The following is a 23,033-nucleotide window of genomic DNA, read 5'->3' on the forward strand; positions in this document are numbered from 1 at the left end:
ATGCCGATACCGCGATGATTCGCCCCCACTGCCTTTATTCTCATCATTCTATTGGGATGACGTCGGGCGGGGCACAAAAAGCACTAAACAGACAAATCGGGAGAAGCCCATGAAACGCTCCGCCCTGCTGTGCACGCTCGCGCTGATGACGGCGCCCGTGCAGGCACAGGTCAATACCGCCGCCCCGGCAGCCATCGCCGGCGCCCCTGCCACCACGGTGCAGACCATTACCGTACACGGCCCCGCGCTCGAACATGCGCTGGAAGGCGATAGCGCCGAGCGCGAAGTGCTGGTCGTGCTGCCGCCCAGCTATGGCCGCGACAGGAACCGGCGCTATCCGGTGGTCTATGCGCTGCATGGCTATTCCATCGGCGCGCGCCAATGGACCGGCGAAATCCATGTGCCGCAGGTCATCGAAAACGCCTATGCACAGGGCGCGCAGGAGATGATCTTCGTCTTTCCCGACAGCAAGACCGCGCATAATGGCTCGATGTATTCCAGTTCGGCCACCACGGGCGATTTCGAGACCTTCATCTCGCGCGATCTGGTCGCCTATATCGACGCGCATTACCGCACCATCGCCCGACGCGAAAGTCGCGGCCTGATCGGCCATTCGATGGGCGGCTATGGCGCCAGCCGGATCGGGATGAAACATGCCGATGTGTTTGGCGCGCTTTATCTGATGAGCCCCTGCTGTCTTTCGGCGCGCGGCTTGTTCGGCGTCTCGCCCGAGGCGATGCAGGCCTATGCGACCATGAAATCCCCGGCGGATTCGGCGGGTCTGCCCTGGGCCCAGCGCGGCATGCTGGCCGCCGCCGCCGCATGGTCGCCCAACCCCAAAAATCCGCCGCTCTACCTCGATCTGCCCATGGCCGCCGGTCCGGCGGGCGACTACAAACCGCGCGAGGATGTGTTGGCCAAATGGGCCGCCAATGCCCCGCTCTCCTTTGTGGATCAATATATTGGCCAGTTACGCCGCTATGCCGCCATCGCCATGGATGTGGGCGACAGGGACGGTCTGAAGGCCGACACAGCCCGGCTGCACGATGTGCTGGACAGCTATGGCATCGCCAACAGTTTCACCATCTATGAGGGCGATCACACCAACCGCGTCGCCTTCCGTTTTCAGGAGCAGGTCGTGCCCTTCTTCAGCCAGCATCTCGTGTCCGGAAAACGCCCGTGAGCCGCGCGGTGAAAACCAGCCTGATGCTGGCCGCCAGCCTGATTGGAACCGGACTCCACGCAGCCCCGGCCCGAACCGATCCCTTGGCCCCGACGGGGCAATGGAGCGTCACCGCGCGCGGTCAGGCCCCCCTGCCCCCGATGGGCTGGAACAGTTGGAACGCTTTCAACAGCGATATTGACGAGGAAAAGCTGATGGCGGCGGCCAAGGCGCTGGTCGATAGCGGGCTGGCGGCCAAGGGCTATCGCTATGTTGATATTGACGATGGCTGGTGGCTGAAACGGCGCCAGAGCGACGGGCGCCTGCTGATCCGCACCGCCGCCTTCCCCTCGGCGCAGACGGGCGATGGCAACACCAGCTTTCGCCCCCTGACCGACCGGCTGCATGGGATGGGGCTGAAGGCGGGCATCTATTCCGACATTGGCCGCAACTCCTGCGGTCAGGCCTATACCGCCGATTTCAAGGGCCAGCCCGAGGGCAATGTGGCCGAGCGCGAAGTGGGCCTTTACGATCATATCGATCAGGACATCGGCCTGATGATGGGCGAATGGGGCTTTGATCTCATCAAGATCGACGGTTGCGGCATCCGCGCCATGTCACCGGAAAACAAACTGGTCTCCTCGGGCCAATATCGCGCGCTGGGGCCGCTGGTGGATTATGAAAACCTCTCGCGCACCGATATTCCGGCTGTGCGCGATCTGTATCGGCGGGTGGGTCTGGCGCTGGCACGCACACGGCCTGCCAATGATTATGTGCTCTCCATCTGTCTGTGGGGCGCGGCCGATGTGCGCAGTTGGGCCAAGGAGCTGGGCAATATGTCGCGCACCAGCGAGGATATTTCGCCCAATTGGGAGCGGATGCTGCACAATCTCGATTCCGCATCCCGGCGCGAGCTTTACGCTCATCCCAACAGCTGGAATGATCCCGACATGCTCTATGTCGGCACGGGCGAGTTCGACACGGGACATATTCAGGAGGCCCGCTCGCATATGGCGCTTTGGGCGATGCTCAACGCGCCGCTGATCATCGGCTATGACATGCGCAAGGCAACGCCAGAATTGCTCTCCATTCTGGGCAACAGCGCGCTGATCGCGCTCAATCAGGATGCGGGCGGTAATCAGGCCGTGCTGGCCTATGATGGCGACACCGCGCAGATTTTTGTGAAAACTCTGGCCGATGGCGGCAAGGCGGTCGCGCTGCTCAACCGCACGGGCGGGCCGATTGATGTCAAACTCACCGCCGCCCATCTCAAATTGCGCGAAGACAGCGGGATCGACCTGACCGACCTGTGGACCGGGGCGCAGAGCCGTTTCACCAAGGAGGTCAACCTTCATCTGGCCGGGCATCAGACGCTGGTGTTCCGGGTTTCGGGTGCAAGGGCGCATCCGGGCGGCCTCTATCTCTCCGAAATGCCGGGCAGTGTGAACCCGGCGGTGGACGGCATTGTCGAACCGATGGCCGACCCGATGGTGCATCGCGGCCTGCTGCCCTGGCGGAACACGCGCGGCGATGGCGAACATCCGATCTATGGCGGATGGGGCGGCGCGCGGGCCGATGCCACGCCCTATGGCATGAGCCTGCGCATCGGCGGGGTCAATTTCTCCAGCGGAATCGGCGCTCTGGCCAATTCGCGGCTGGAGGTGCGCAATGCCGGTTATCGCAGCTTTGCGGCCAGAGTGGGCGTCGATGATTCCGCCCTGTCACCCGGTGCGCGCGTGCGTTTCGAAGTCTTTGCCGATGGCCGCAGCGTGGCGCGCAGCGGATGGATGAAGCGCGGCGACCAGCCGGTGGCCCTGAACGCGCAGGTGGAAGGCTCGCGCATCATCGAACTGGTGGCGCGGGGCGATCGCGGCGATCTGCAGAATGTAACGGTAACATGGGGCGCGGCCGCGCTTGAGCACTGATCCTTTGGCCCAATCCGAAAAAGGCCCGATGCGCGGATCACGCATCGGGCCTTTCCTGTTATTGCGGCGGCCACAGGTGAGGGAAGCGCAGCCGCCGCAGGCGTGGACCCAGATCCACGCCTATTCCTGTCCTCAATCCAGCCGCACCACCGTGACCGAACGCGCGGGCAGCTCCAGCGTCAGACCGCCAGCTCTGCCCTTCACCGAAACCGGCTTGGGCGCGACCACGGCGGGCGCGTCAAACGTGTTCACACTGTCCACCTTGGGCGCGGTCAGGACATCGCCCGTGGCCGACTTATAGCCCGACAAATGGATGCTGGCGGACGCTTCGGGGTCGATATTGACCAGCGAAAGCCAGAGATGCCCCTGCGCATCGCGCGCCGCCATCACGTCCAGTTTCGGCATGGCGACCGCGCCGCGCACATATTCGCCCGCGGCAAATTTCACCGGCACAAAGCGTGCATCCTGAAACGGCACATACATGCGATAGACATGATAGGTGGGCGTCAGCACCATCTTGGCGCCATCGGTGAAGATCATGGACTGGAGCACATTGATCATCTGGGCGATATTGGCCACCTTTACCCGGTCGGCATGACGGGCAAAGATATTGAGGTTGATCGCGGCCAGGATGCCGTCGCGCAAACTGTTCTGCTGCATCAGGAAACCGGGATTGGTGCCCGGCGTGGGCGTCAGCCACGCGCCCCATTCGTCCACGGCCAGAAACACTTTCTTGGCCGGATCATATTTGTCCATGATGGCGGTCTGCGTGGTGATCAACTGATCCATCCGCAGCGTATCCTTGATGACGGCGGCATAGTCATCCAGCCCGAAGCCTGTGGCCACCCGATGCGGCGGCCATGCTCCGCCGATGGTGTAGCTGTGCAGCGAGATGCCCTCGATGTCCCAGCTGTAGACATGGCCCTTCCACGCCTTCATCACCTCTTCGGTGTAATCCAACTTGCCCCCATCCCAGCCCACGGCGATGCGCTTCATCTTGTCCTTTTCGCGCTGGGCCGGGTTGAAATTGCGGATGAAGTTGGTGAATCGCTTCATTTCCTCGACATAATGGTCGGCCGACATGGCCCCGCCGCAGCCCCAATTTTCATTGCCAATGCCCAGCAGCGGCAATTTCCACGGCGCAGCATGACCATTGGCGGCGCGCTCCTTGGCCAGCGTGGTGTCTTTTTCGGCGGTCATATATTCCACCCATGCCGAAGCCTCGGCGGGGCTGCCCGATCCGACATTGACCGAAACATAGGGGTCGGCGCCGATCTGCTCGGCAAAATCCATGAATTCATGCGTGCCAAAGGCATTCGATTCGGGCACGCTGCCCCAATTGGTGTTGACCTGAACCCGGCGCTTGTCGGCCGGACCGATGCCGTCGCGCCAGTGATATTCGTCGGCAAAACAACCGCCGGGCCAGCGCACATTGGGCACCTTGATGGCCTTGAGCGCGGCCACCACGTCGGAGCGGATGCCGCGCACATTGGGAATGGGCGAATCCTTGCCCACCCAAATGCCGCCATAGATGCCCGAGCCGAGATGTTCGGCAAACTGGCCGAAAATATTGCGATCGATGACATCTCCCGGCCTGGCGGCCTCCACCGTCACCTCCACCGGCGCACCCGCCATGGCCGGGCCTCCCGCCATCAGAGCCGCGCCCGCCCCGGCCAGAAAGGCTGAGCGCAAAGCGGCGCGCATCATGGTCTTTTCCACAAGCATTCTCCCCAAAAGGACTTTTGATTTTTTGGCTCGGCGCCCAATCGGCACGGGCCGACAAAGCATTATGCAATCAAGGATCGCTCTCTTTCGCAAAACGCCATGCTCATCTGCCCATGCTGCTGCGCAGCTATGCCTCTCAGTATTTGCCGATGTCGGCCAGTGTCGTTTCGTCCGACTATTGATAGCGCTAACTTTAACAAAACCCTCCGGCGGCGCAAGCCCCAATCGTGCCGGTCGTGCATCTCATGTTGCATTGCGCGAGGGCTCGCGCCAAATATCCCGAAAGGATAAGTATGACATGAAAGAACCTCGCCTGCGCCGCCGCCAATCCGGCCGCCCCACTGTCAATGACGTTGCCCGTCTGGCCCAATGTTCGCCGATGACCGTCAGCCGCGTCATCAATGGCAGCAGCGGCGTGCGCGAGGATACGCGGGTGGCCGTCGAGGCCGCGATCAAGGAACTGGATTATGCGCCCAACAAGGCCGCGCGCAGTCTGGCGGGCGTGTCGCAGATCCGGCTCGCGCTGCTCTATGTAAACCCTTCGGCGGCCTATCTGACCGAATTGCTGATCGGGGGAATGGACGCGGCCAGCCGTCTCGACGCGCATCTTGTGATCGAACGCTGCGATGTGGGCGAGGACAAGGAAGCGCTGATCAACAAGCTGACCGCCAGCGGCATTGACGGTTTCATCCTGCCGCCGCCGCTCAGCGATGATGCCGAATTGCTGGCGCTGCTGCGGCGGCTGCGGGCCCATGCAATGCTGATCGGCCCGGGCCAGGCCGCCGCCCATCACGGCGCGGTGATGATCGACGATTATCAGGCCGCGCTGGACATGACGAAATATATTCTGGCGCTGGGCCATCGGCGCATCGGCTTTATCATCGGCAATCCGGCGCAATCGGTCAGCGCGCTGCGTCTGGCCGGTTTCCGCGACAGTATGCTCAATGCCGGGGTGCCGGTGGATGAGGCGTTGATCCAGCAAGGGGAATTCACCTATCGTTCGGGCATGGATGCGGCCGCCAAACTGCTGGCGATGAAGGAGAGGCCCACCGCGATCTTTGCCTCGAACGACGATATGGCCGCCGGTTGCGTAGCGGCGGCCCATCGCATGAGGCTGGATGTGCCGGGCGACCTTACCGTATGCGGCTTTGACGATACGGCGCTGGCCTCCACCATCTGGCCCGAATTGACCACCATCCGCCAGCCGATCCGCGAAATGGCCGAAAACGCCATCGACCTGCTGGTGCAGGGCATCCGGCTGGAGCGCCAGAAACAGCCGCGCAAGCCGCGCCATGTCTCGCTGGACTATACGTTCATCCAGCGCGAATCCGACGGCCCTCCTCCTGTCTGACGCCCCCTTTCACGGCGCAACGGGCAGGGCAAAGCCCGGCACCGGGATCTGGCGCACGTCAAACAGGTTGACCACCGGACTGTCGGCCCAGGCATAGCGCACCTGCGCCACCGGCTTGCCATCATCGGCCAGAACCACACTGTCGCCATCCGTGCGCGCGGCGGCATAGCGGCATTGCCCCGCGCCATTGCACAGTTCGAAACCAATCGGGCCGGGCGCGCTCCATGCCTGCAACCCGCCCTCGATGCCGGAAAAACGGATGCGAAGGCCGCCCGCCTCGCGCCGCGCCTCCACAGGCATGGGCATCGCCACCCCACGCGCGGCCAGAGCCAGGCGCTTGCCCAGCAAGGGTTTGTTGGCGGGGTGAATATCGGTGCGCTCGCCAATATCGATGGCGCTGACCAGAGAGGCCTGCGGATCATCGGCGGCGACGCGACGCTGGTCATCGCGCAGCGCGGCCCATGTTGACGCGCCGGGCGTCTGGCGCACCGGGCCGTAATTGGCCAGTTGCACAATCTCGACCGCCAATTTCGCGCCAAATTGCCGCCGCCATCCCGCGATCAAGGCTTTCAGGCGATCGGCATAGTCGGGCGTATCGACATCGCTTTCCCCCTGATACCACACCGCACCTTTCAGCGCGAAAGCGCCAAGCGGGGCGATCATTCGGTTGTACATCACGCCGATGCCCGCATTGGCGTCCCATGGGGTGCGCGGCGGATTGGCCCCCGCGCTCGAAATACTAAAACGCCAACCCTCGCCCAGCGGCATGGTTTGCCCACCCGCGATGCGCAGCGCCAGCCTGTCCGCGCTGCTGGCAAAGCCGCCATTGCCATAGGTGTTGGTCACGGCCACCATGATCTCGTTGACGCCTTCGTGCAGATAAGCGGGCGGCAGACGATATTCGCGCTGATAATCCCAGCCGAAACTGTTGCCCACCACGCGCCCGTTCACATAGGTCACATCCATGTCATCCAGCACGCCCAGCGCCAGCACAGCCCCGGCGGCGGCCTGCTCGCGGGTGAGGGTCACCTGACGACGCAGCCAGACCGTGCCGAGCGGCTGGGCGGCCAACGGTGTGCCTTCCCATGCCAGCCAGCCCTGGATCGAGGGGACCGGCTGCCAACTCAGCGTGTCGGGTTGCAACCATGGCTGACCGCCCCCGGTAGCGCCGCGATACCATGCTTCCCAGCGCGGCGAGAAGGCGGTGACGGCGGCCAGAGGATCGCTTTCAAAGCGCTTGATCGAGGCCATCTCCGCGCTGCCGTAAAGCGCCAGCCCGGCCTCGGGGCTCAGCCATGGGCGGATTTGCGAACCGCCCCAACTGGAATGGATCGCCCCCATCGGCACTTTCAGCGCCTTGCGCAGATCGCGCAGCATGAAATAGCAGGCGGCGGAAAAGCCGGTGACGCTCTCGCGATCGGCCGATTGCCATGCCACGGACCGGGCAAAATCACCCTGCGGGGAAAAGGAAATGGCCTGCGGGATGGTCAGCAGGCGCAATTGCGGGTCGCGGGACATCGCGGCCTCAACCCCACCGTTCAGCGCCCGCGCCACGGGGAATTCCATATTCGACTGCCCCGAACACAGCCAGACATCGCCCACCAGCAGATCATGGCGCACAAGCCTTTCGCCGCCCGCCTCCACCGTCAGATCGACCGGCACCTCCGACGCCTCACGCGCGGGAAAGGTCAGGGCGAAATGGCCGGTCCTGTCGGCGCGGGCCTGCGCCTGCGCGGCGCCGAGCGATGCCTTGACCGTGGCACCGGGCATGGCGGTGCCGCCGACCACCACCGGCGCCTCGCGCTGGATCACGCCATGGTCGCTCCACACCGGCGACAGGGTGAGCGAGGCCGCCTGCGCCGCGCCGCCAGCCAGCGCCGCCCCAAGGATCACAGTCAGCCGCCCATACCTAGCCATTTTCATCGCATCATCTCCGTCAGGGAGGAAAGGCTGTCGCGGCGCGGTCAGACGGGCACAGGCCGCCATCCGACACACAATCTGCACCCATTCACCGCTGACCCGCGAAACTGCGGCAAAAACCGGCCTTCCGGCAAGCCGCGGGCGCATCAGACATCCGCTCCACCATTTTTGATAACGCTATCTTAATAAGGTCCCCCGCGAACAGCAAGGGAGAAAGCAATCATTTTCGGGCTTGGCGCCCATTGACAATCAGGGTCTTGGAGCCATCGATTTTCCCTGATAGGATAACGCTAACTTTGCATAATCAAGAAACAAGGGGGAGAGCCTTGACCCATCCGACCTGCTGCACCGGACATTCCCGGCGAGAGATACTGACCTCGGCCGCCACATCGGCCATTGCACTTGGCCTCTTGCCGTCAGGGGCAGGCGCGGTGAGCAAACCTGCCATACCCGCACCCGGCAAAGCCCGTCTGCGCCCCTTCGATCTGGCCGATGTCGAACTGGGCGAAAGCCCCTTTCTGCATGCCCAGAAGATGACCGAGGCCTATCTCCTGCGGCTTCAGCCCGACCGGATGCTCCACAATTTCCGCGTCAATGCCGGATTGCCGCCCAAGGCGCCCGCCTATGGCGGATGGGAATCCGAGCCGATGTGGCAGGACATCCATTGTCAGGGCCATACGCTGGGCCATTATCTGTCCGCCTGTTCGCTGGCCTGGCGCTCCACGCGCGATGTCCGTTTCCGGCAAAGGGTGGACCATATCGCCGCCGAACTGGCCGAATGTCAGAAAGCATCCGGCACAGGCCTTGTCTGCGCCTTCCCGGAAGGGGCCGGGCTGGTCGCGGCGCATCTGCGCGGGGAAAAGATCACCGGCGTTCCGTGGTACACGCTGCACAAGGTCTTTGCCGGATTACGCGACGCCGCGCTGCTGGCTGACAGCGCCCTTGCGCGCGACGTGCTGATCCGTCTGGCCGACTGGGCGGTGATCGCGACCCGCCCCTTGTCCGATACGCAGTTCGAGGCGATGCTGGACACCGAACATGGCGGCATGAACGAGGTTCTGGCCGATCTCTATTTCATGACCGGCAAAGAGGATTATCGCCTGCTGGCCCGGCGCTTTTCGCACAAGGCGATCCTGACGCCGCTGGCCGCCGGGCACGATCAGCTCGACGGGCTGCACGCCAACACGCAGATCCCCAAAATCGTCGGCTTTGAACGGGTTTATGACGCGACCGGCGACCAGACCTATCGCGATGCCGCCCAATTTTTCTGGAATACGGTGGTCAATAACCGCTCCTTTGCCACCGGCGGCCATGGCGACAATGAGCATTTCTTTCCCATGGCCCATTTCGACCAGCATGTGTTTTCCGCCAAGGGTTCGGAAACCTGCGGCCAGCATAATATGCTCAAGCTGACGCGGGCCTTGTTCCTGAACGATCCCTCGGTCGATTATGCCGATTATTACGAGCGCACGCTTTATAACGGCATTCTTGCCTCGCAAGACCCCGACAGCGGCATGGCCACCTATTTTCAGGGCGCCAGACCGGGCTATATGAAACTATACCACAGCGCTGAGGATTCCTTCTGGTGCTGTACGGGCACAGGCATGGAGAACCATGTCAAATATCGCGATTCCATCTATTTCCACGATGGTCGCGCGCTTTACGTCAATCTGTTCATCCCATCCGCCCTGCATTGGCACGAGCAGGATGCGAAACTGGTTCAGACCACGAATTTCCCTGAAAGCCCGGTGACCCATCTGCGCTGGAAACTGAAACGCCCCGCAGCCCTGAGCCTCAAATTGCGCCATCCCGGCTGGAGCAGAACCGCCGCCGTGCTGGTCAATGGCAAACAGGTGGAGTTCTCGACCACACCGGGCCGCTATATCGAAATTGCCCGCACATGGCGCGATGGCGATGAGGTCGAACTGCGCCTGGTCATGGAGCATGGGACACAGAGCGCCCCCACCGCGCCCGATATCGTGGCCTTCACCTATGGCCCGCTGGTTCTGGCCGGGGCCTTGGGGCGCGAGGGACTTGCCCCCGGCGCCGATATTATTGTCAATGAAAGGAAATATGGCGAATATAACAACACTGCCTTTGCATTGCCCACCATCGGCGGCCCGGCGGAAACCCTGCCGCACAGGATCAGCCCCGGCGCCGGGCCACTGGAGTTCACGATTGCGTCAACCCGGCAGCAGCCCCTGCGCCTGATCCCCTATTACCGCATCGCGCATGAACGCTATGCGACCTATTGGCGGCTGGGATAGGGCATGGCGCGGGGCCGGGCGGACTCTGACGGCAAAAAGGCGGCGCGCAGGAAACACAGGCCCGCCAGAACCGGCGTGACCGCGATGATCAGCATCGAATAGCGCACCGCCAGAGGGCCATATTCCGCCGCCAGCCTGTCATTGAGCAGGCCGACAGCGCTCGGCCCCACGACATTGCCCAGAAAGCTGGCCCCGAACAGGATCACCGAAATCGCCAGCGCGCGCTGGCCCGACCGGACGACATTCATTGTCGCTGCATAGATCGGCCCCTGATGGATCAGCGAAAGAAAGCTGGTGGCGACAAAGCCGGAAAGCCAGAGAGAGCGGGCATCGCCCAGCAGGAACAGCGCCTCGGCGGGTCCGGCCAGAATGCAGGCGATGGCGGGAATGGCCATGCGCCAGCTGTCGCGATGGGCCGGCAAGCGATCGATCAGGAAACCTCCCGCCAGCACGCCGGCCGCACCGACAAAGCCGCGCACCGGCCCCACCGTCCCGGCCACCTCGGCAAGGCCCATATGATGCACGCGGGCAAAGAAGGTGGGCGTCCACGCCCCGGCCGCCCAGACATTGGCCCCCATCAGCGTGACACCCAGAAACACCCAGCCAAACCAGCGGTTGCGGAACAGGTCCGCCACATCGCCAAGGATCGCCCCGCCCGTCATCGCCCCGCCGCGCGGGCGGGCATCGCCGCCATGGTTCTGCCGCACAGGCTCGCGCACCGTGGCGATAAAGAGCAAGGCCACCAGCATGCCCGGCGCCCCCATGGCCAGAAACATCGCCCGCCAGCCGTAATGCTGGGCCACCCATCCGGCGATGGGAAAGAAGATGATGAAGGCCAGCGAATTGGCCGTGCCGAATATGGCCATGGCCAACGGACGACGGCGGGGCGGGACCAGATCGGCGATGATCGAATTGGACGGCGGCATGGCGCAAGCCTCGCCCGCGCCCATCAGAAAGCGCGCCATGGCCAATTGCCAGACCGAGCCGACAAAGCCGGTCAGTGCGGTCATCAGGCTCCAGAAGGTCAGGCCGAAGGTGATGATGTTGCGCCGGTTATAGCGATCCGCCAGCCAGGCGATAGGCACGCCCAGCACCGAATAGAGCAGGACAAAGGCCACCCCCGTCACCAGCCCCAGCACGGTATCGGACGCGCCGAACTCGCGCTTGACCAAGGGCAAAGCCAGCCCAAGTAAGGCCCGGTCGAGATAGTTGAAAACCGCGATCAGCGTGAGCAGCGCCAGCGGCCAGCTCGCTTTCCACGGCCAGCCTGCCTCTTTCTCCTGAGCAATGGCTTCGCTCATGGCCTCTCTCTCCCCATTTGAGCCGTCAGTCGGTGATCTTCATCCATGCGCAGCCCCAGTTCAAGCAGGCCCGGATCGGCGCGCGGGGCCAGCGCGGAGCGTATCCACAGGCGGAAAAGCAGGCGGGAATGCCCCGCCCGGTCGGCAAAGGGCATGCGGCCATGCAGCCAGCTCCAATTGTGCCAGAACAGCATATCACCCGGCATCAGGTCAAACAGGCTGCGCCCGGCCAGCCGACCGGCCACCGCCTCCATACACTCAATCGCGGCGGCCAGCACGGGCGGCAGATCCTCGCCCCGCTCATGGGCCGCGCGACGCAGAAAATAGCCGTTGAAGGCCACCTGCGCCCCGCGCCCGCCTTGGGGCATGAACAGCATCGGCAGGCGGGGGCGAAGCCTTTGCCGCGAGGCCAGCGCCGGGTTGGTGCTCCAATAATAGCCCTTGGCCAAGGCGGGAAGATGCTGCGGCGCCTCATCCAGCATCGCGCCATAGAGATCGCGGGCCGACAGCAGCAGGCTTTCCCCGCCCGTCGCGGCCGCTCGAAAGCAGCCAAGCACCAGAATATCATGCAGATCGGTATGGGGCCGCAGTTCAAGGTCGGAATGGGTTCCGCGCGCGGCCGGATCATCGCCCCGGCGCTCCACACGGGCCAGCCTTTCGCCCCGTGGAGACTGGATCGCAGGCGTACCCAGCCAGCCGCCGATCCGCGCAAGGACCGAGGCAAAGCGCGCCTCGCCAAGCGCAGCAGGGTCAAGCCCGCGCAACAGGATAGCGCCGGGACCGCGCGCGAAATTGGCCGTCATATCATCACGCAGATCGGCCAGATCATCGTCCCGCCCATCCAGCAAAGCCTGCACCTCCCCGGTGGTCAATGGTCGGATGGGCGGGCGCTCCGCTTGCGGGGACAGAAGCCCTGTCACAGCCGCGAAGCTCTTGTTTCCTTGGCGGTCATGAATTCCAGCAGCGCAGGCTGGCCCGCCTGCGTGGCGGCGATCCCGCGCCGGATCGCATCGCCAATCTGCGCGGGGTCGGTGATCCTCTCGCCATAGCCGCCCAATGCGCGGGCAAAATCGGCATAATGGCCGGAAATGGCGGTGGCGTGATAGCGCTGCGTGGCCACGGGCATCTGGTCCAGCTCGATGGCCATGGCCGAATTGTTGAGCAGGATTGAAAGGATCGGCAGGCGTTCGCGCACGGCGGTTTCAAAATCCATGCCGGTAAAGCCGATCGCCGCATCGCCCCAGACATTGATGCACAGCCGGTCCGGGCAGGCCAGTTTTGCCCCCATCGCCAGCCCCAGCCCATAGCCAAGCTGGGTGGATTTGCCCCAGCCGATATAGCTGAGCGGGGTGATCGATTTCCAGAAAGGGGTAAGCTGATCGCGCGGCGACCCGGCGTCATGGGTGATGATCGTACCCGCCACATCCACCGTGCGCTGCAATTCCCACAAGACGCGATAGGGGCTGATCGGCGCATCATCACTTTCCAGCAAAGGCAGCCATTGGGCCATCCAGGCCTGCTCCACTTTGGCGATTTCCTCGGCCACGGGGGCCATGTCGCGCGGGGCGGGCAGCAGCGCGCGCACCGCCTCGACCAGCATGGCCAGCGTCAGTTGCGCATCCCCGATCAGCGCCGCCTCGCAAGGCACGCCTTTGTTGATGTCGGCCGGGTCGAGCGTTGCATGGATAATCGGCACATGGCCGGGCATGGCAACGCCAAAGGCAGTCTGGGCAAAGCTGCAACCGATGCCGAAGATCAGATCGGCATGGTCGAGGAAATGGCGCAATTGCCCCGGTATCGCCGCCCCGCCCGAACCCAGCGCAAGGGGATGCGTCTCGTCAAAGGCGCTCTTGCCCTCAAGGCTGGTGGAAACGGGCGCGGCCAGCAATTCGGCCAGTTCGCGCAGTTCCTTATAGGCATTGGCCCAATGCACCCCCTGCCCGGCATGGATCACCAGCCGGGGCGCGGCTACCAGCCTTTGCGCCACAGCCGCCACCTGCGCGGGATCGGGACCATAGCGGGTGGAAACCACCGGCGCGTAATCCAGCGGCTCGCCTACATCTTCCACCAGCACATCCCACGGCATTTCCACCAGCGCGGGCCGCCGCCGCCCGTTGCGCAGGGCGGTAAATGCGCGGCGCAGGATGGCGGGCGTATCCTGCGCGCGCAGGATCGGCTCGGCGGTCTTGGTGATGTCGCGCATGGATCGGCAGGCGTTGTAATTGTCGGGCACATGGGCCAGCGCCCGCGCATAACCCTGCGGCAGCACCAGTACCGGCACGCTTTCGGAAAAAGCCTGCGCCACGCCGCCATAGGCGTTTTCCGTGCCCGGCCCGTGCTGCATGGCAAAGACGCCCATCTTCGCCCCCCGCGTCATGCGCGAATAGGCATCGGCCATATGCAGCCCGGTGCGTTCCTGCCGCACGATGACGGTGCGGATATCCTCCTTGGCGGCGGCCTCCAGCACCGCATTGCGCGGATAGCCGAAGAGGACATCGACGCCCTCGATCTTAAGGATGCGCGCAATCGCGGTGCCAACCTTCATGCCCTTTCCCCCGCCGGGCGCGCGGCCAGATCGGCAATGCCCATGGGCCGCTCGCCGATCACGGTGGTTCGGATCAAATGGCGCCGCTCATGCTTGAAATCATGCACGCCGCGATGGAGTGTGAAGCGGTTGTCCCACACGATCAGCGTGTCTTTGCGCCATTTGACGCGGCAGTGGTAATGCAGATGCTGGGCAAGGCTTTGCAGATAGTTGAGCAGGGCGCGGCTCTCCTCCTCGCTCCAGCCGACGAAATGGCGGAAATAGGCGGTGGTGGCGAAAAGCGCGCGGCGGCCGGTTTCGGGGTGGACGCGCACCGCGGGCTGGATGTTTTCCAGCTGATCCTCGGTAAACCCGTGGCTCTCGCGCAGGCGCAGGCGCTTTTCCGGGGGCAGCTTATCGTTTTTGCTCCACACATCCTTGGCCGAATAGAGCACCTGCAACCCGTCGAGCAGCGCCTTCATTCCGTCCGAGAGATGCTCATAGACCAGATAGGCGTTGGAAAAGGCGGTGTCGCCGCCCCATTGCGGGCAATCGAGCGCGCGCATCACGATGCATTTGGGCGGCTGGGGCAGAAAGGGGCTGTCGGTGTGGAAATGCTCAAAGCTGGGCACGACATTGACCGGCTCCCACGCCTCGCGGCGGACTTCCTGCATCAGGTTGTCGCCATTATAGGTGGGCGCCTGGGGCAATTCGGTCAGTTCGCCGAAATAGCGCGAGAAAGCCTTGTGCTGTTCCGGCGTCAGATCCTGATCACGAAAGACGATGACGAGGAAATGCTGAAAGGCCAGCATGATCTCGTCGAGCACTTCGGGCCGCAGGGGCTGGCGCAGGTCAACCCCGCCGATCTCGCAGCCGCAGGCCCCGCTGATCGGTTCAACCGTGATATGGCGAAATTCGGGCATGGGCAGACCGGCGACAATGGGCACGCCGGGGGCCGCACCAGATGCCGTTTGGCTGGAAAAGGAAGTGGCCATAAGGGATCCTCCCGCAAAATGGGATAAAGGGATGGTGGCATTGGAGGGCGAGGCGCCGATCACGGCGCCCCGGTTTCAGAAGCGGCGCTTGACCGTCACCGCCCATGTGCGCGGTTCGGCAGGCGTGCCCTGGATCGAATTGGTCGATCCGCGATTGTCGAAAATATCGGTGTAATAGAGCTTGTCGGTCAAGTTGCGCCCTTCCACGGCCAGCTCCCATTCCTTGCCGGCGGTCTGATAGGCGATGCGGGCATTGACCAGCGTATAGCCCGGCACCTGACCGAAAATGTCCTTGCCCCCGGTGGCGGCGTCGACATTGTTGGCATTGCGGTTGAAACTGTCGATATGGTTGACATCGACGCGCGGGGTGATGGTCCCCATGCTGCCAAGGCTCCAGTCATATTGCACGGCAAAGCTCCATTGCCATGGCGAGATATACTGGCCCTTGTCTTCTGTGCCGATGCCGGAGGTGACGGCGGCGGCGCTGACAGAATCATATTTGAAATCAAGATAGGCGAGCGAGGCTTCGATGGTCAGGCCCGGCACCGGTTGCAGCCGCATTTCGGCCTCCAGCCCCTTGATCGTGGCATTGCCCGCATTGATCGGCAGCGAACAGGGCGCGGCCGGAACGCCGGGCAGCGGGCAACTGGCCACCGTCACCAGAATATCGGTATATTTGTTGATGAAGCCGGAGAAATTCATCCGCAAGCGGCGGTCGAACAGATCTGTTTTCAGGCCCACTTCATAGGCATTGAGCTTTTCCGGACTGTGCGGCAGGGCTTGGGCGGGAAAGAAGGGGCGAGGGTTGATGCCGCCGCCACGAAAGCCGGTGGAGAATTGGGCATAGCCCATCACATCATCGTTGAAGCGATATTGCAGCGCGGCGCGATAGTCGAACCGGCTGCCGCTGAAACCCCCGACCAGCCCGTTGAGCGCCGCCAGCGAGGGAGGCACCGCGCCGCCCGTGGATGATCCCGGCACGCCAAAGCGGCCGTAATAAAACGTCTTGGACTGATCCGTATAACGGATGCCGCCGATCACGGTCAGGTTCCTGATCGGGCTGATATCGGCATTGGCAAAGATCGCCTTGCTGGTGGCGGGGATCGAATCATCCTCGATGAAATTGAGCGTGGTCAGCTCGATCCGCGCCTGATACCGGCTGCGCTTGTAGAAATAGAAGCCGCCCACCGTCAGATTGGCCAGATCGCCGAACTTGGCCGACAGGCGCAATTCCTCGCTGAACTGCTTGTTATAGATGTTGTTGGCCTGAAGCGAGGGGTTGAGCGGCGAACCGTCGCCGGTGGAATAGGTGCCGTCGAACTGGCGATAGGCGGTGATCGAGGTCAGCTTCAGATTGGGCGTCAGCGTGGCGCTGAGCGTGCCCGAAATGCCCCATGTGTTGAGCGCGGCCTTGAGCGGCGCCTGCCAGGGGGCCGAACCGTCGCGCGGGGCGGTGTCGGTGTAATTCTCGTAATTGATATAGGGGCTGCTGCTGAACGTGTCCTGCGCATAGGCGCCAAAGGGCGAATAGCTGACGAAGGGCGATCCGGTGGCATTGCCATAGACATTGCCGTTGAGCACATAAGCGGCCGCAGGCGGGCTGGCGATGCCGGTCAAGGTCGAGCCCGGATTGGCGTTGCGGCCCACATAGAGCAGGGTCGATGGCGTGGGCTCGCTATTGTCGCGGGTGATGTCCACGGCAATGTCAGCGGTCAGGAAACTGGCGGGTGTCCAGCGAAAGGCCGCGCGGCCCGCGACATAATCTTTGCCCCCTTCGGTGCCCAGTTTGCAGCTCGATCCGGTGACGGAGCTGGGCACTGTGCTGCCCGGATGGGTGCAGGCATAGTCATAGCGGGTGACATAACCGTCTTTGTGAACCCCTACCCCGGTCAGGCGCATGTAGAGCTTGTCGGGCGCGATGGTAAAATTGGAACCGCCCCGGATTTCGACGCGATTATAGGCGCCATAGGTGGCCGAGAGATAGGCGTCGGGATTGCCGTCGGGCTTCTTGGAATAGAGCTTGATCGCCCCGCCGATCGAATTCTGACCCGCAAGCGTGCCCTGCGGCCCACGCAGGATCTCCACCCGGTCCAGATCGACCAGATTAAGCAGCGATCCATGCATCGTGGGCAGATAGACATCGTCGATATAGAGGCCGACCCCCGGCTCCAGCGCGAAATTGGTGTCGCGCTGGCCCACGCCGCGAATATAGGCGACGACCGAGGGGCCGAAACTGGCTGCCGCAGGGCGCAGCGTCACGTTGGGTGCGCTGGACCCGATATCGGCGATATTGGTGGCCCCGCGCTGCTCCAGCATGGCCGAATTGACGGCGGTGATAGCAATCGGCACATCCTGCAGCTTCTGGCTGCGAAATTGCGCGGTAACGACGATTTCGGGCGCATTGTTCTTGGTGGCCTGCTCTTCGGCATGGGCCGCGCCGCCGAAAAGCGCCATGGCCAGAGCAGCCGACGAAGTGTAAACGAGCACCTTCCCCTTGCGGTAGTTCATTGCCCTCTCCCATTTTTCCCGGCTTTTTTGGCGCCGGGTTACGAGGAGAGACGATAATGTTGAGCAATCAACTTTCAAGCATCTTCCATCTTACAGAACCACTATTCCGTATTTTGGAATTCTTACCCCACCCCGCCCTGCCCCATTGACGCCGCCGCGCTCAGGCTCTGCCCCGCCTCGCGCACGGCCAGCACCAGATCATCCTCGGCATGGAGCAGATAGCGTTTGGACGGCATGGTCACGCCAATACAGCCCAGCACCAGCCCTTCGGCGCCGAACACCGGGGCGGCAATGCCCGCGATCTCGATATCGGGGTCGTAAAAGCGCGAAACGCCCTCTTCGCGCACCTCGCGCAGACCTTTTTCGATCTCGCTGCGCGGATCGCGCGGACGCCCGGTCAGCGGGCCAAAGCGCGTTTCGCGGATAATCGCCTCCATCTCTCCGCCCGACAGAAAGGCCAGAATCGCCCGCCCCAGCGAGCCCCAGGGCAGGAGAATCTCACCCCCCCTTTCCACCGCAAAGCGCAGCGGATGGGGCGTCATGACCACATCGGCAATGGTCGCGCGGCGGTCGGTGGGGTTATAGGTGCACAGCACCGCCGTCTCGTGCCAGCGCTCGACCAGCCCCTCAAGCAAGGGCCGCGCCGAGCGGATGACATCGAAACGCGCCACCAGTTGCGAGGCCATTGCATAGAATTCGCGGCCCGGCCGATAGGTCTGATGCGTCCCGCGTTCGACCAGCCCGGCCCGCACCATCACCTGCAAAAGACGGTGGACCGTGCTGGCGGGCAGGCGTGCGCGCCCAGCCAGATCGCCAAGACTGAAGCGGTCCGGCCCATGGGCCACCAGTTTGAGCAGATATGCCAGCCTGTCTGCACCGCCGGATGGAACCTCGCGCATCGTGCCTCCGAGAATTATGTTGATCTATCAACTTAAGCGGTCAAAGATGGTTCGACAAGAATGCTTTGGGAGAGCAGATCGCCATGCAGCCACATGCCATCATGGAGAACTACATAGCCGCCTTCAACCGGGGCGATGAGGCCGCCTATGGCCGATTCTACGCGCCCGATGTCGAGTTGCGCAATGGAACCGGCATCATTCTGCGCGGCGCGGAAGCGATTGTGGCCTATTATCGCAAGGCGCGGGAGGATTTCCATCGGATGATGACGCTGCGCGCCGCTCTGGCCGGGGATGGCGCCATTGCCGCCGCGCTGGCCTCGGTCTTCACGGCAAGGCGCGACGGTGTCGAACTCTCCGGCCGTACAATGCGGGCGGGCGACACCTATTCCATTGAAAGCATGGCCCTCTACCAAATGCAGGATGGCCTGTTCCGCAGGATCGAGGCCGTCACCCTGTCGCGCCGCCATCGCCCTGTCGGAGAACCGGCATGAGCGCGCCCGCAGCCCCGCGTCGCCGGGTCCTGCTGGTGCTGTTGCTGCTCACCTGCACGCTCAATTTCGCCGACCGGGCAGTGTTTTCCGCGCTGGCGCAGACGATCAAGGCAGATCTTCTGCTCACCGATCTGCAATTGGGCCTGTTGCAGGGGCTGGTCTTTGCCGCGCTCTATGCGCTGGCCGGATTGCCGATCGGTCTGCTGGCCGAGCGTTTCTCGCGCAAGCGGATCATTGCCTCCTGCACCATCATCTGGTCGCTGGCCACGGCGGCCACCGGCATGGCGGGCAGCTTTGCCGCGCTGGCCGCCAGCCGCCTTGGCGTGGGCATGGGCGAGGCAGGCTTTGTCCCGCCTACCGCCTCGATGGTGGCCGATATCGCCCCGCGTGAAAAGCGCGCCTCGACCTTTGCGCTGGTGATGCTGGGCACGCCCATCGGCACGTTGCTGGGGGCCATGCTGGCGGGGCATATTGCCATGCTCTGGCATTGGCGCACGGCCTTTCTGCTCTTCGCGCTGCCCGGCTTTGTGGTGGCGGGCCTGCTTCTGCTGCTGGCGCCCGAACCCGAACGAGGGCGCTATGACGCCGAAGCAAAGGGCGGCAAGGCGCCCCCGGTCGGCGAATTCCTGCGCGAGGTGGCGGGCAATCCCACCCTGCTCTGCGTGATCGCCGGGGGCAGTCTGGCGGGCTTTGGCATGACCTCGATCTCGCAATTTCTGGCGGTGTTTCTGGCGCGCACCCATCATCTGGGCGTGCGCGAGGCGGCGGCCAATTTCGGCCTGATTTCAGGCCTTGCCATCACCTTCGGCCTGATCGTGGGCAGTTTCGGCACCGACTGGCTGGCGCGGCGCGATGCGCGCTGGCCCGCATGGGGCGCGGCCTTCGGGCTGACGCTGGCGCCGCCGATCTACTGGCTGGCCTTTCATGCCGCCTCGCTGGGCGCGGCCTTTGCGCTGCTGCTGGTGGCGGGCGCGTTCCTCCTGCTGTTTTACGGGCCGACCACAGGCATGATCCAGAACCTCCTGCCCACCCGTATGCGCGCCAGCGGGGTGGCGCTCTACACGCTGCTCTATACGCTGATCGGTTCGGGGCTGGGTCCGGTCTTTGTCGGCTTTGCCTCGGACCGGGCTGCGCGCATCGCTTATGCCGGCCCATATGGCGTGGATTGCCCCGCAGGCATGCCCGCCCATGGCGCCGGCGAGGCCATGGCCGCCGCCTGTCGGCAGGCTTCGGCGCAGGGGCTGCAAAGCGCGCTGTCGCTGGCGGTGCTGGTGTTCTTTGCGGCGGCGTTGTGTTTTCTGGCCGCCGCGCCGGGATTGCGCCGGATCGCTCAGACCAAGGCGTAATAGCGAAAGAGCGTGCGGTCCGGGTCGGATCGCCGCTCTCCCCCGCCCACGATCACCGTGCGGTTGAGCCAGTCATGCGACCCGACCGGCACCCGGAAATAGGGCGTCAGCTTGAAATAGGAAGGCTGGTCCTCGCCCGCGCGGGGGCGGACCAGATAGCCCAGATTCTGGATATAGATCATCGTGCCGTCATCGGCGCGCAGCAGGTAATGGGCGCGCAGTTCGATGGTGCCGTCCTCACGCGCGGTGGCATAGTCGGCGCCCGAATGGGGCACCACACTGCCCGTCAGGCGCGGTCCGGTGATCGTACCGCCGATGGCAGGCGTATAGCCCTGATGCCCGCCGCCGGGCAAAGGACCAAACAGCGTGCGATCCGCCCCAAACAGCACCTCGATGTCAAACACATGCTCAAGGCGGCAATCAGCAAAATTGGGCTGCAATGTCATGGATGCTCCGATGCGGGAATAAAGGGCAGGATCAGCAGCGACGCCATGGCCCCGCCGCCATAAAAGACATGATGGCCCGCATTGCGCGTGTCCTGATGCTGGGGGAAAGGCAGCATGGCGCCCGGTTCAGGCCGATAAATATCGTGGCCCGCGATCACCAGCCGCAGACTCTCGCCCGCCTCGAACCGCACCGAGAAGGGCCATAGTTCGATCTCGACCGGAACGATTTCGCCCGGTTGCAGCCTTTCCTCGCGGCGGTGGCGGTGCACGGGGCGTTCGGGCGTGGAAAGCGCCTCATCCAACGCGCGATGGCTGGCCCTTTGCCAGCCCAGCGCGATCGGCCCGTTTTCATAAAAGGCATAGAAGGTAAAGCCCACCTCTTGCCCAGCGGCATCCAGCTTTTGCAGCGCGATGAACAGATCGGCATCATCGCTGCCCTCGGCCTCCACCCAAAGGCGCAGGGCGGCATGGCCCGTGATTTCGGTGTGCCGGTCAAAAGCGATGGTGAAATGGGCCTCGCCATGGACGGCGTCCTGACGCAGGCTTGAGGGCGGGGGCACGGCATCACACAATGCGCCCAGCGCCGGATCAAGGAAGAGTTCGCGATAGGCCGTATGCGCGGGCGGCCATGCCTGCTCGGCCCGTTCCTGCTGCGCGCCATGGTGCTCGCGTATCTCGATCCGCACCGGGGGCCATGCGGCCAGAACGGTGGGGCGATCAAACAGGAAATGTTCGAAAAAGGCGGCCTGCCGGGCGCGGCTTTCGGGGCAATAGTAATGCGCCCATTTCTTGCGGCCATGGATGTCCAGCCACTTTTGCGGGCTGCTCATCCGGCGCCATGCCTCGATCGTTCCGCGCAGATGCAGCCCCTGATCCGACCAACTGGCCACGACATAGGCGGGCTGGGTGATCGCGGCCAGATCATAGGATTTCGACAGCCAGTAATCGTCGATCAGCGGATGGGCGCGGACATTTTCCAGCGTGTCCTCGGTCCGCCCCAGCGAGAAGCGGATATTGTCCGAGGCGCGCGGCAGGAAGCCGGTTTCGGGAATGCCGCCATGATAGGCAAATTCGCGATACCAGTCGGAAAAGCCTTCCCATGGATTGATCGCGGCCAGCGCGGGCGGATGCAGGGGCGCGACCAGATACTGTATCGCAGCAAGATAGGACACGCCCGTCATGCCCACCCGCCCGTTGCACCATGGCAAACCGGCCAGCCATTCGATCACATCGGCGCAGTCCAGTGCCTCTTGCGCGCCATTATGATGAAAATCGCCGCCCGAAAGCCATGCCCCGCGCGGATCGACCACCGCCACGCCGACCCCATGCCCGGCCCAGAACAAGGGATCGGGCGCCTCGAAAGCGGTAAGATCGGAAAGCCAATCCGGGTCCACCCCGGAGCGCGGCCAGAACACACGATTGGTCAACGCATGTTTGCCGTAAGGCCCCCATGCCAACAAGATCGGCACGCCTTGCTGCGCGCCCTCGGGCCGATAAAGGTCGGCAAAAATCTCCACTCCATCGCGCAGGCGGATGCGATGGTTGCGCTCGATGGTCAGCCCGCGCTCGTTCCATCGGGCAAAACTGGTGGGCGGCAGGGGGGGCTTGTGTGTCGCGCTGTGCGGATCGACGCCGGGGCGCATCAAAACCGGATAAGACGGCGCCACCCAACCGCCCGCCATTCACATCACCACGAAGTAATGAATGCGATTGGCATTGGGCACTTTTTCCGCAACGCCCACAAACACATGCTGGCTGAGCCATTCATGCGGCCCGGCGGGCGCATCGAAACGCGGGGTTACGCGCATATAGTAATCGTCAAAGCCAACGGGCTCGTTGCGGCGCATCTTTTCGGCGATTTCCGGGCTGCGCGCCCAGCGAAAGCCCCGGTTTTCCAGATAGATGATCGCGCCATCCTCTGCCTCCAGCAAATAGCGCGCATCAAAATCGATCACACCGTTGGGGCGCGAGAGCGGATAATCGCCGCCCGACATGGGGACCACCCTGCCGTTCAGGCGAGGCCCCTCGATCACGCCCTGCGCGGCAAAGATCGCCGCCCGCGTATCCCCCCGCGCCGGAGGGGTGATCCAATAGGGCCGCGACAGGTCGATCGAGATGGTGAAGGCATGTTCGAGCTGGGGCAGAAAGGGGTGGGATTGGGTCATGCCCGTGT

17 protein-coding genes are annotated in these 23,033 nt (G+C 63.6%); 6 read left to right on the plus strand and 11 right to left on the minus strand.

The window, feature by feature from the left end:
* The first annotated feature begins 109 nt into the window (after window positions 1-109).
* Together GGR38_RS21590 and GGR38_RS21595 are read left to right on the plus strand one after the other, a co-directional pair.
* Window positions 110-1,183 (plus strand): alpha/beta hydrolase, encoded by a 1,074-nt coding sequence (locus GGR38_RS21590; protein ID WP_183628673.1) that lies wholly within the window; start codon window positions 110-112, stop codon window positions 1,181-1,183.
* A gap of 23 nt (window positions 1,184-1,206) precedes the next feature.
* Window positions 1,207-3,087, plus strand: coding sequence for an NPCBM/NEW2 domain-containing protein (locus tag GGR38_RS21595; protein ID WP_183628725.1), 1,881 nt, complete (start codon window positions 1,207-1,209; stop codon window positions 3,085-3,087).
* 132 nt (window positions 3,088-3,219) lie between these two features.
* On the opposite strand, the gene GGR38_RS21600 is transcribed toward GGR38_RS21595, so the two are convergent.
* Complete coding sequence (locus GGR38_RS21600) at window positions 3,220-4,794, minus strand: alpha-N-arabinofuranosidase (RefSeq protein ID WP_246405154.1); 1,575 nt, start codon at window positions 4,792-4,794, stop codon at window positions 3,220-3,222.
* Between the two features lie 316 nt (window positions 4,795-5,110).
* Between GGR38_RS21600 and GGR38_RS21605 the strand changes: the two genes are divergently transcribed.
* Window positions 5,111-6,163, plus strand: a complete 1,053-nt coding sequence (locus GGR38_RS21605) for a LacI family DNA-binding transcriptional regulator (RefSeq protein WP_183628675.1) — start codon at window positions 5,111-5,113, stop codon at window positions 6,161-6,163.
* Window positions 6,164-6,172: 9 nt separating this feature from the next.
* Here the strand turns inward: GGR38_RS21605 and GGR38_RS21610 are convergent, their stop codons facing one another.
* Window positions 6,173-8,086: a sialate O-acetylesterase gene (locus GGR38_RS21610; protein ID WP_246405156.1), complete on the minus strand. Its 1,914-nt coding sequence runs from the start codon at window positions 8,084-8,086 to the stop codon at window positions 6,173-6,175.
* A 323-nt stretch (window positions 8,087-8,409) separates the two neighbouring features.
* Between GGR38_RS21610 and GGR38_RS21615 the strand changes: the two genes are divergently transcribed.
* Window positions 8,410-10,350, plus strand: a complete 1,941-nt coding sequence (locus GGR38_RS21615; RefSeq protein ID WP_183628677.1) for a glycoside hydrolase family 127 protein — start codon at window positions 8,410-8,412, stop codon at window positions 10,348-10,350.
* On the opposite strand, the gene GGR38_RS21620 is transcribed toward GGR38_RS21615, so the two are convergent.
* The 6 genes from GGR38_RS21620 to GGR38_RS21645 form a co-directional block, all read right to left on the minus strand.
* Window positions 10,332-11,651 carry a spinster family MFS transporter gene (locus GGR38_RS21620; RefSeq protein WP_183628679.1) on the minus strand — a complete coding sequence of 440 codons (1,320 nt, stop codon included), beginning with the start codon at window positions 11,649-11,651 and terminating at the stop codon, window positions 10,332-10,334. The genes GGR38_RS21615 and GGR38_RS21620 overlap by 19 nt on opposite strands.
* Window positions 11,648-12,571 (minus strand): TauD/TfdA family dioxygenase, encoded by a 924-nt coding sequence (locus GGR38_RS21625; RefSeq protein WP_183628687.1) that lies wholly within the window; start codon window positions 12,569-12,571, stop codon window positions 11,648-11,650. The genes GGR38_RS21620 and GGR38_RS21625 overlap by 4 nt, the downstream gene beginning before the upstream one ends.
* The gene (locus GGR38_RS21630) at window positions 12,568-14,196 is read right to left on the minus strand and encodes a thiamine pyrophosphate-requiring protein (RefSeq protein ID WP_183628689.1); all 1,629 of its coding nucleotides are present in this window, start codon (window positions 14,194-14,196) and stop codon (window positions 12,568-12,570) included. Before GGR38_RS21630 ends, GGR38_RS21625 begins: the two co-directional genes overlap by 4 nt.
* Window positions 14,193-15,170, minus strand: coding sequence for a TauD/TfdA dioxygenase family protein (locus tag GGR38_RS21635; protein ID WP_183628691.1), 978 nt, complete (start codon window positions 15,168-15,170; stop codon window positions 14,193-14,195). Before GGR38_RS21635 ends, GGR38_RS21630 begins: the two co-directional genes overlap by 4 nt.
* Before the next feature lie 75 nt (window positions 15,171-15,245).
* Window positions 15,246-17,678 carry a TonB-dependent receptor gene (locus GGR38_RS21640; RefSeq protein ID WP_183628693.1) on the minus strand — a complete coding sequence of 811 codons (2,433 nt, stop codon included), beginning with the start codon at window positions 17,676-17,678 and terminating at the stop codon, window positions 15,246-15,248.
* Between the two features lie 122 nt (window positions 17,679-17,800).
* Window positions 17,801-18,577, minus strand: a complete 777-nt coding sequence (locus GGR38_RS21645) for an IclR family transcriptional regulator (RefSeq protein ID WP_183628695.1) — start codon at window positions 18,575-18,577, stop codon at window positions 17,801-17,803.
* 83 nt (window positions 18,578-18,660) lie between these two features.
* Between GGR38_RS21645 and GGR38_RS21650 the strand changes: the two genes are divergently transcribed.
* Together GGR38_RS21650 and GGR38_RS21655 are read left to right on the plus strand one after the other, a co-directional pair.
* Window positions 18,661-19,068, plus strand: coding sequence for a YybH family protein (locus GGR38_RS21650; protein ID WP_183628697.1), 408 nt, complete (start codon window positions 18,661-18,663; stop codon window positions 19,066-19,068).
* Window positions 19,065-20,414, plus strand: coding sequence for a spinster family MFS transporter (locus GGR38_RS21655; RefSeq protein WP_183628699.1), 1,350 nt, complete (start codon window positions 19,065-19,067; stop codon window positions 20,412-20,414). Before GGR38_RS21650 ends, GGR38_RS21655 begins: the two co-directional genes overlap by 4 nt.
* Here GGR38_RS21655 and GGR38_RS21660 read toward each other — a convergent pair.
* From GGR38_RS21660 to GGR38_RS21670, 3 genes are read right to left on the minus strand one after another with little or no spacing between them, the layout of a single operon-like run.
* Window positions 20,399-20,860 carry a DUF3237 domain-containing protein gene (locus GGR38_RS21660; protein WP_183628701.1) on the minus strand — a complete coding sequence of 154 codons (462 nt, stop codon included), beginning with the start codon at window positions 20,858-20,860 and terminating at the stop codon, window positions 20,399-20,401. The genes GGR38_RS21655 and GGR38_RS21660 overlap by 16 nt on opposite strands.
* Window positions 20,857-22,542: a CocE/NonD family hydrolase gene (locus GGR38_RS21665; protein ID WP_183628703.1), complete on the minus strand. Its 1,686-nt coding sequence runs from the start codon at window positions 22,540-22,542 to the stop codon at window positions 20,857-20,859. The genes GGR38_RS21660 and GGR38_RS21665 overlap by 4 nt, the downstream gene beginning before the upstream one ends.
* Window positions 22,543-23,025, minus strand: coding sequence for a DUF3237 family protein (locus GGR38_RS21670; protein ID WP_183628705.1), 483 nt, complete (start codon window positions 23,023-23,025; stop codon window positions 22,543-22,545). It lies immediately after the preceding gene.
* Window positions 23,026-23,033 lie beyond the last annotated feature (8 nt).

It is taken from the genome of Novosphingobium sediminicola, assembly GCF_014196525.1.
Classification (GTDB): domain Bacteria; phylum Pseudomonadota; class Alphaproteobacteria; order Sphingomonadales; family Sphingomonadaceae; genus Novosphingobium; species Novosphingobium sediminicola.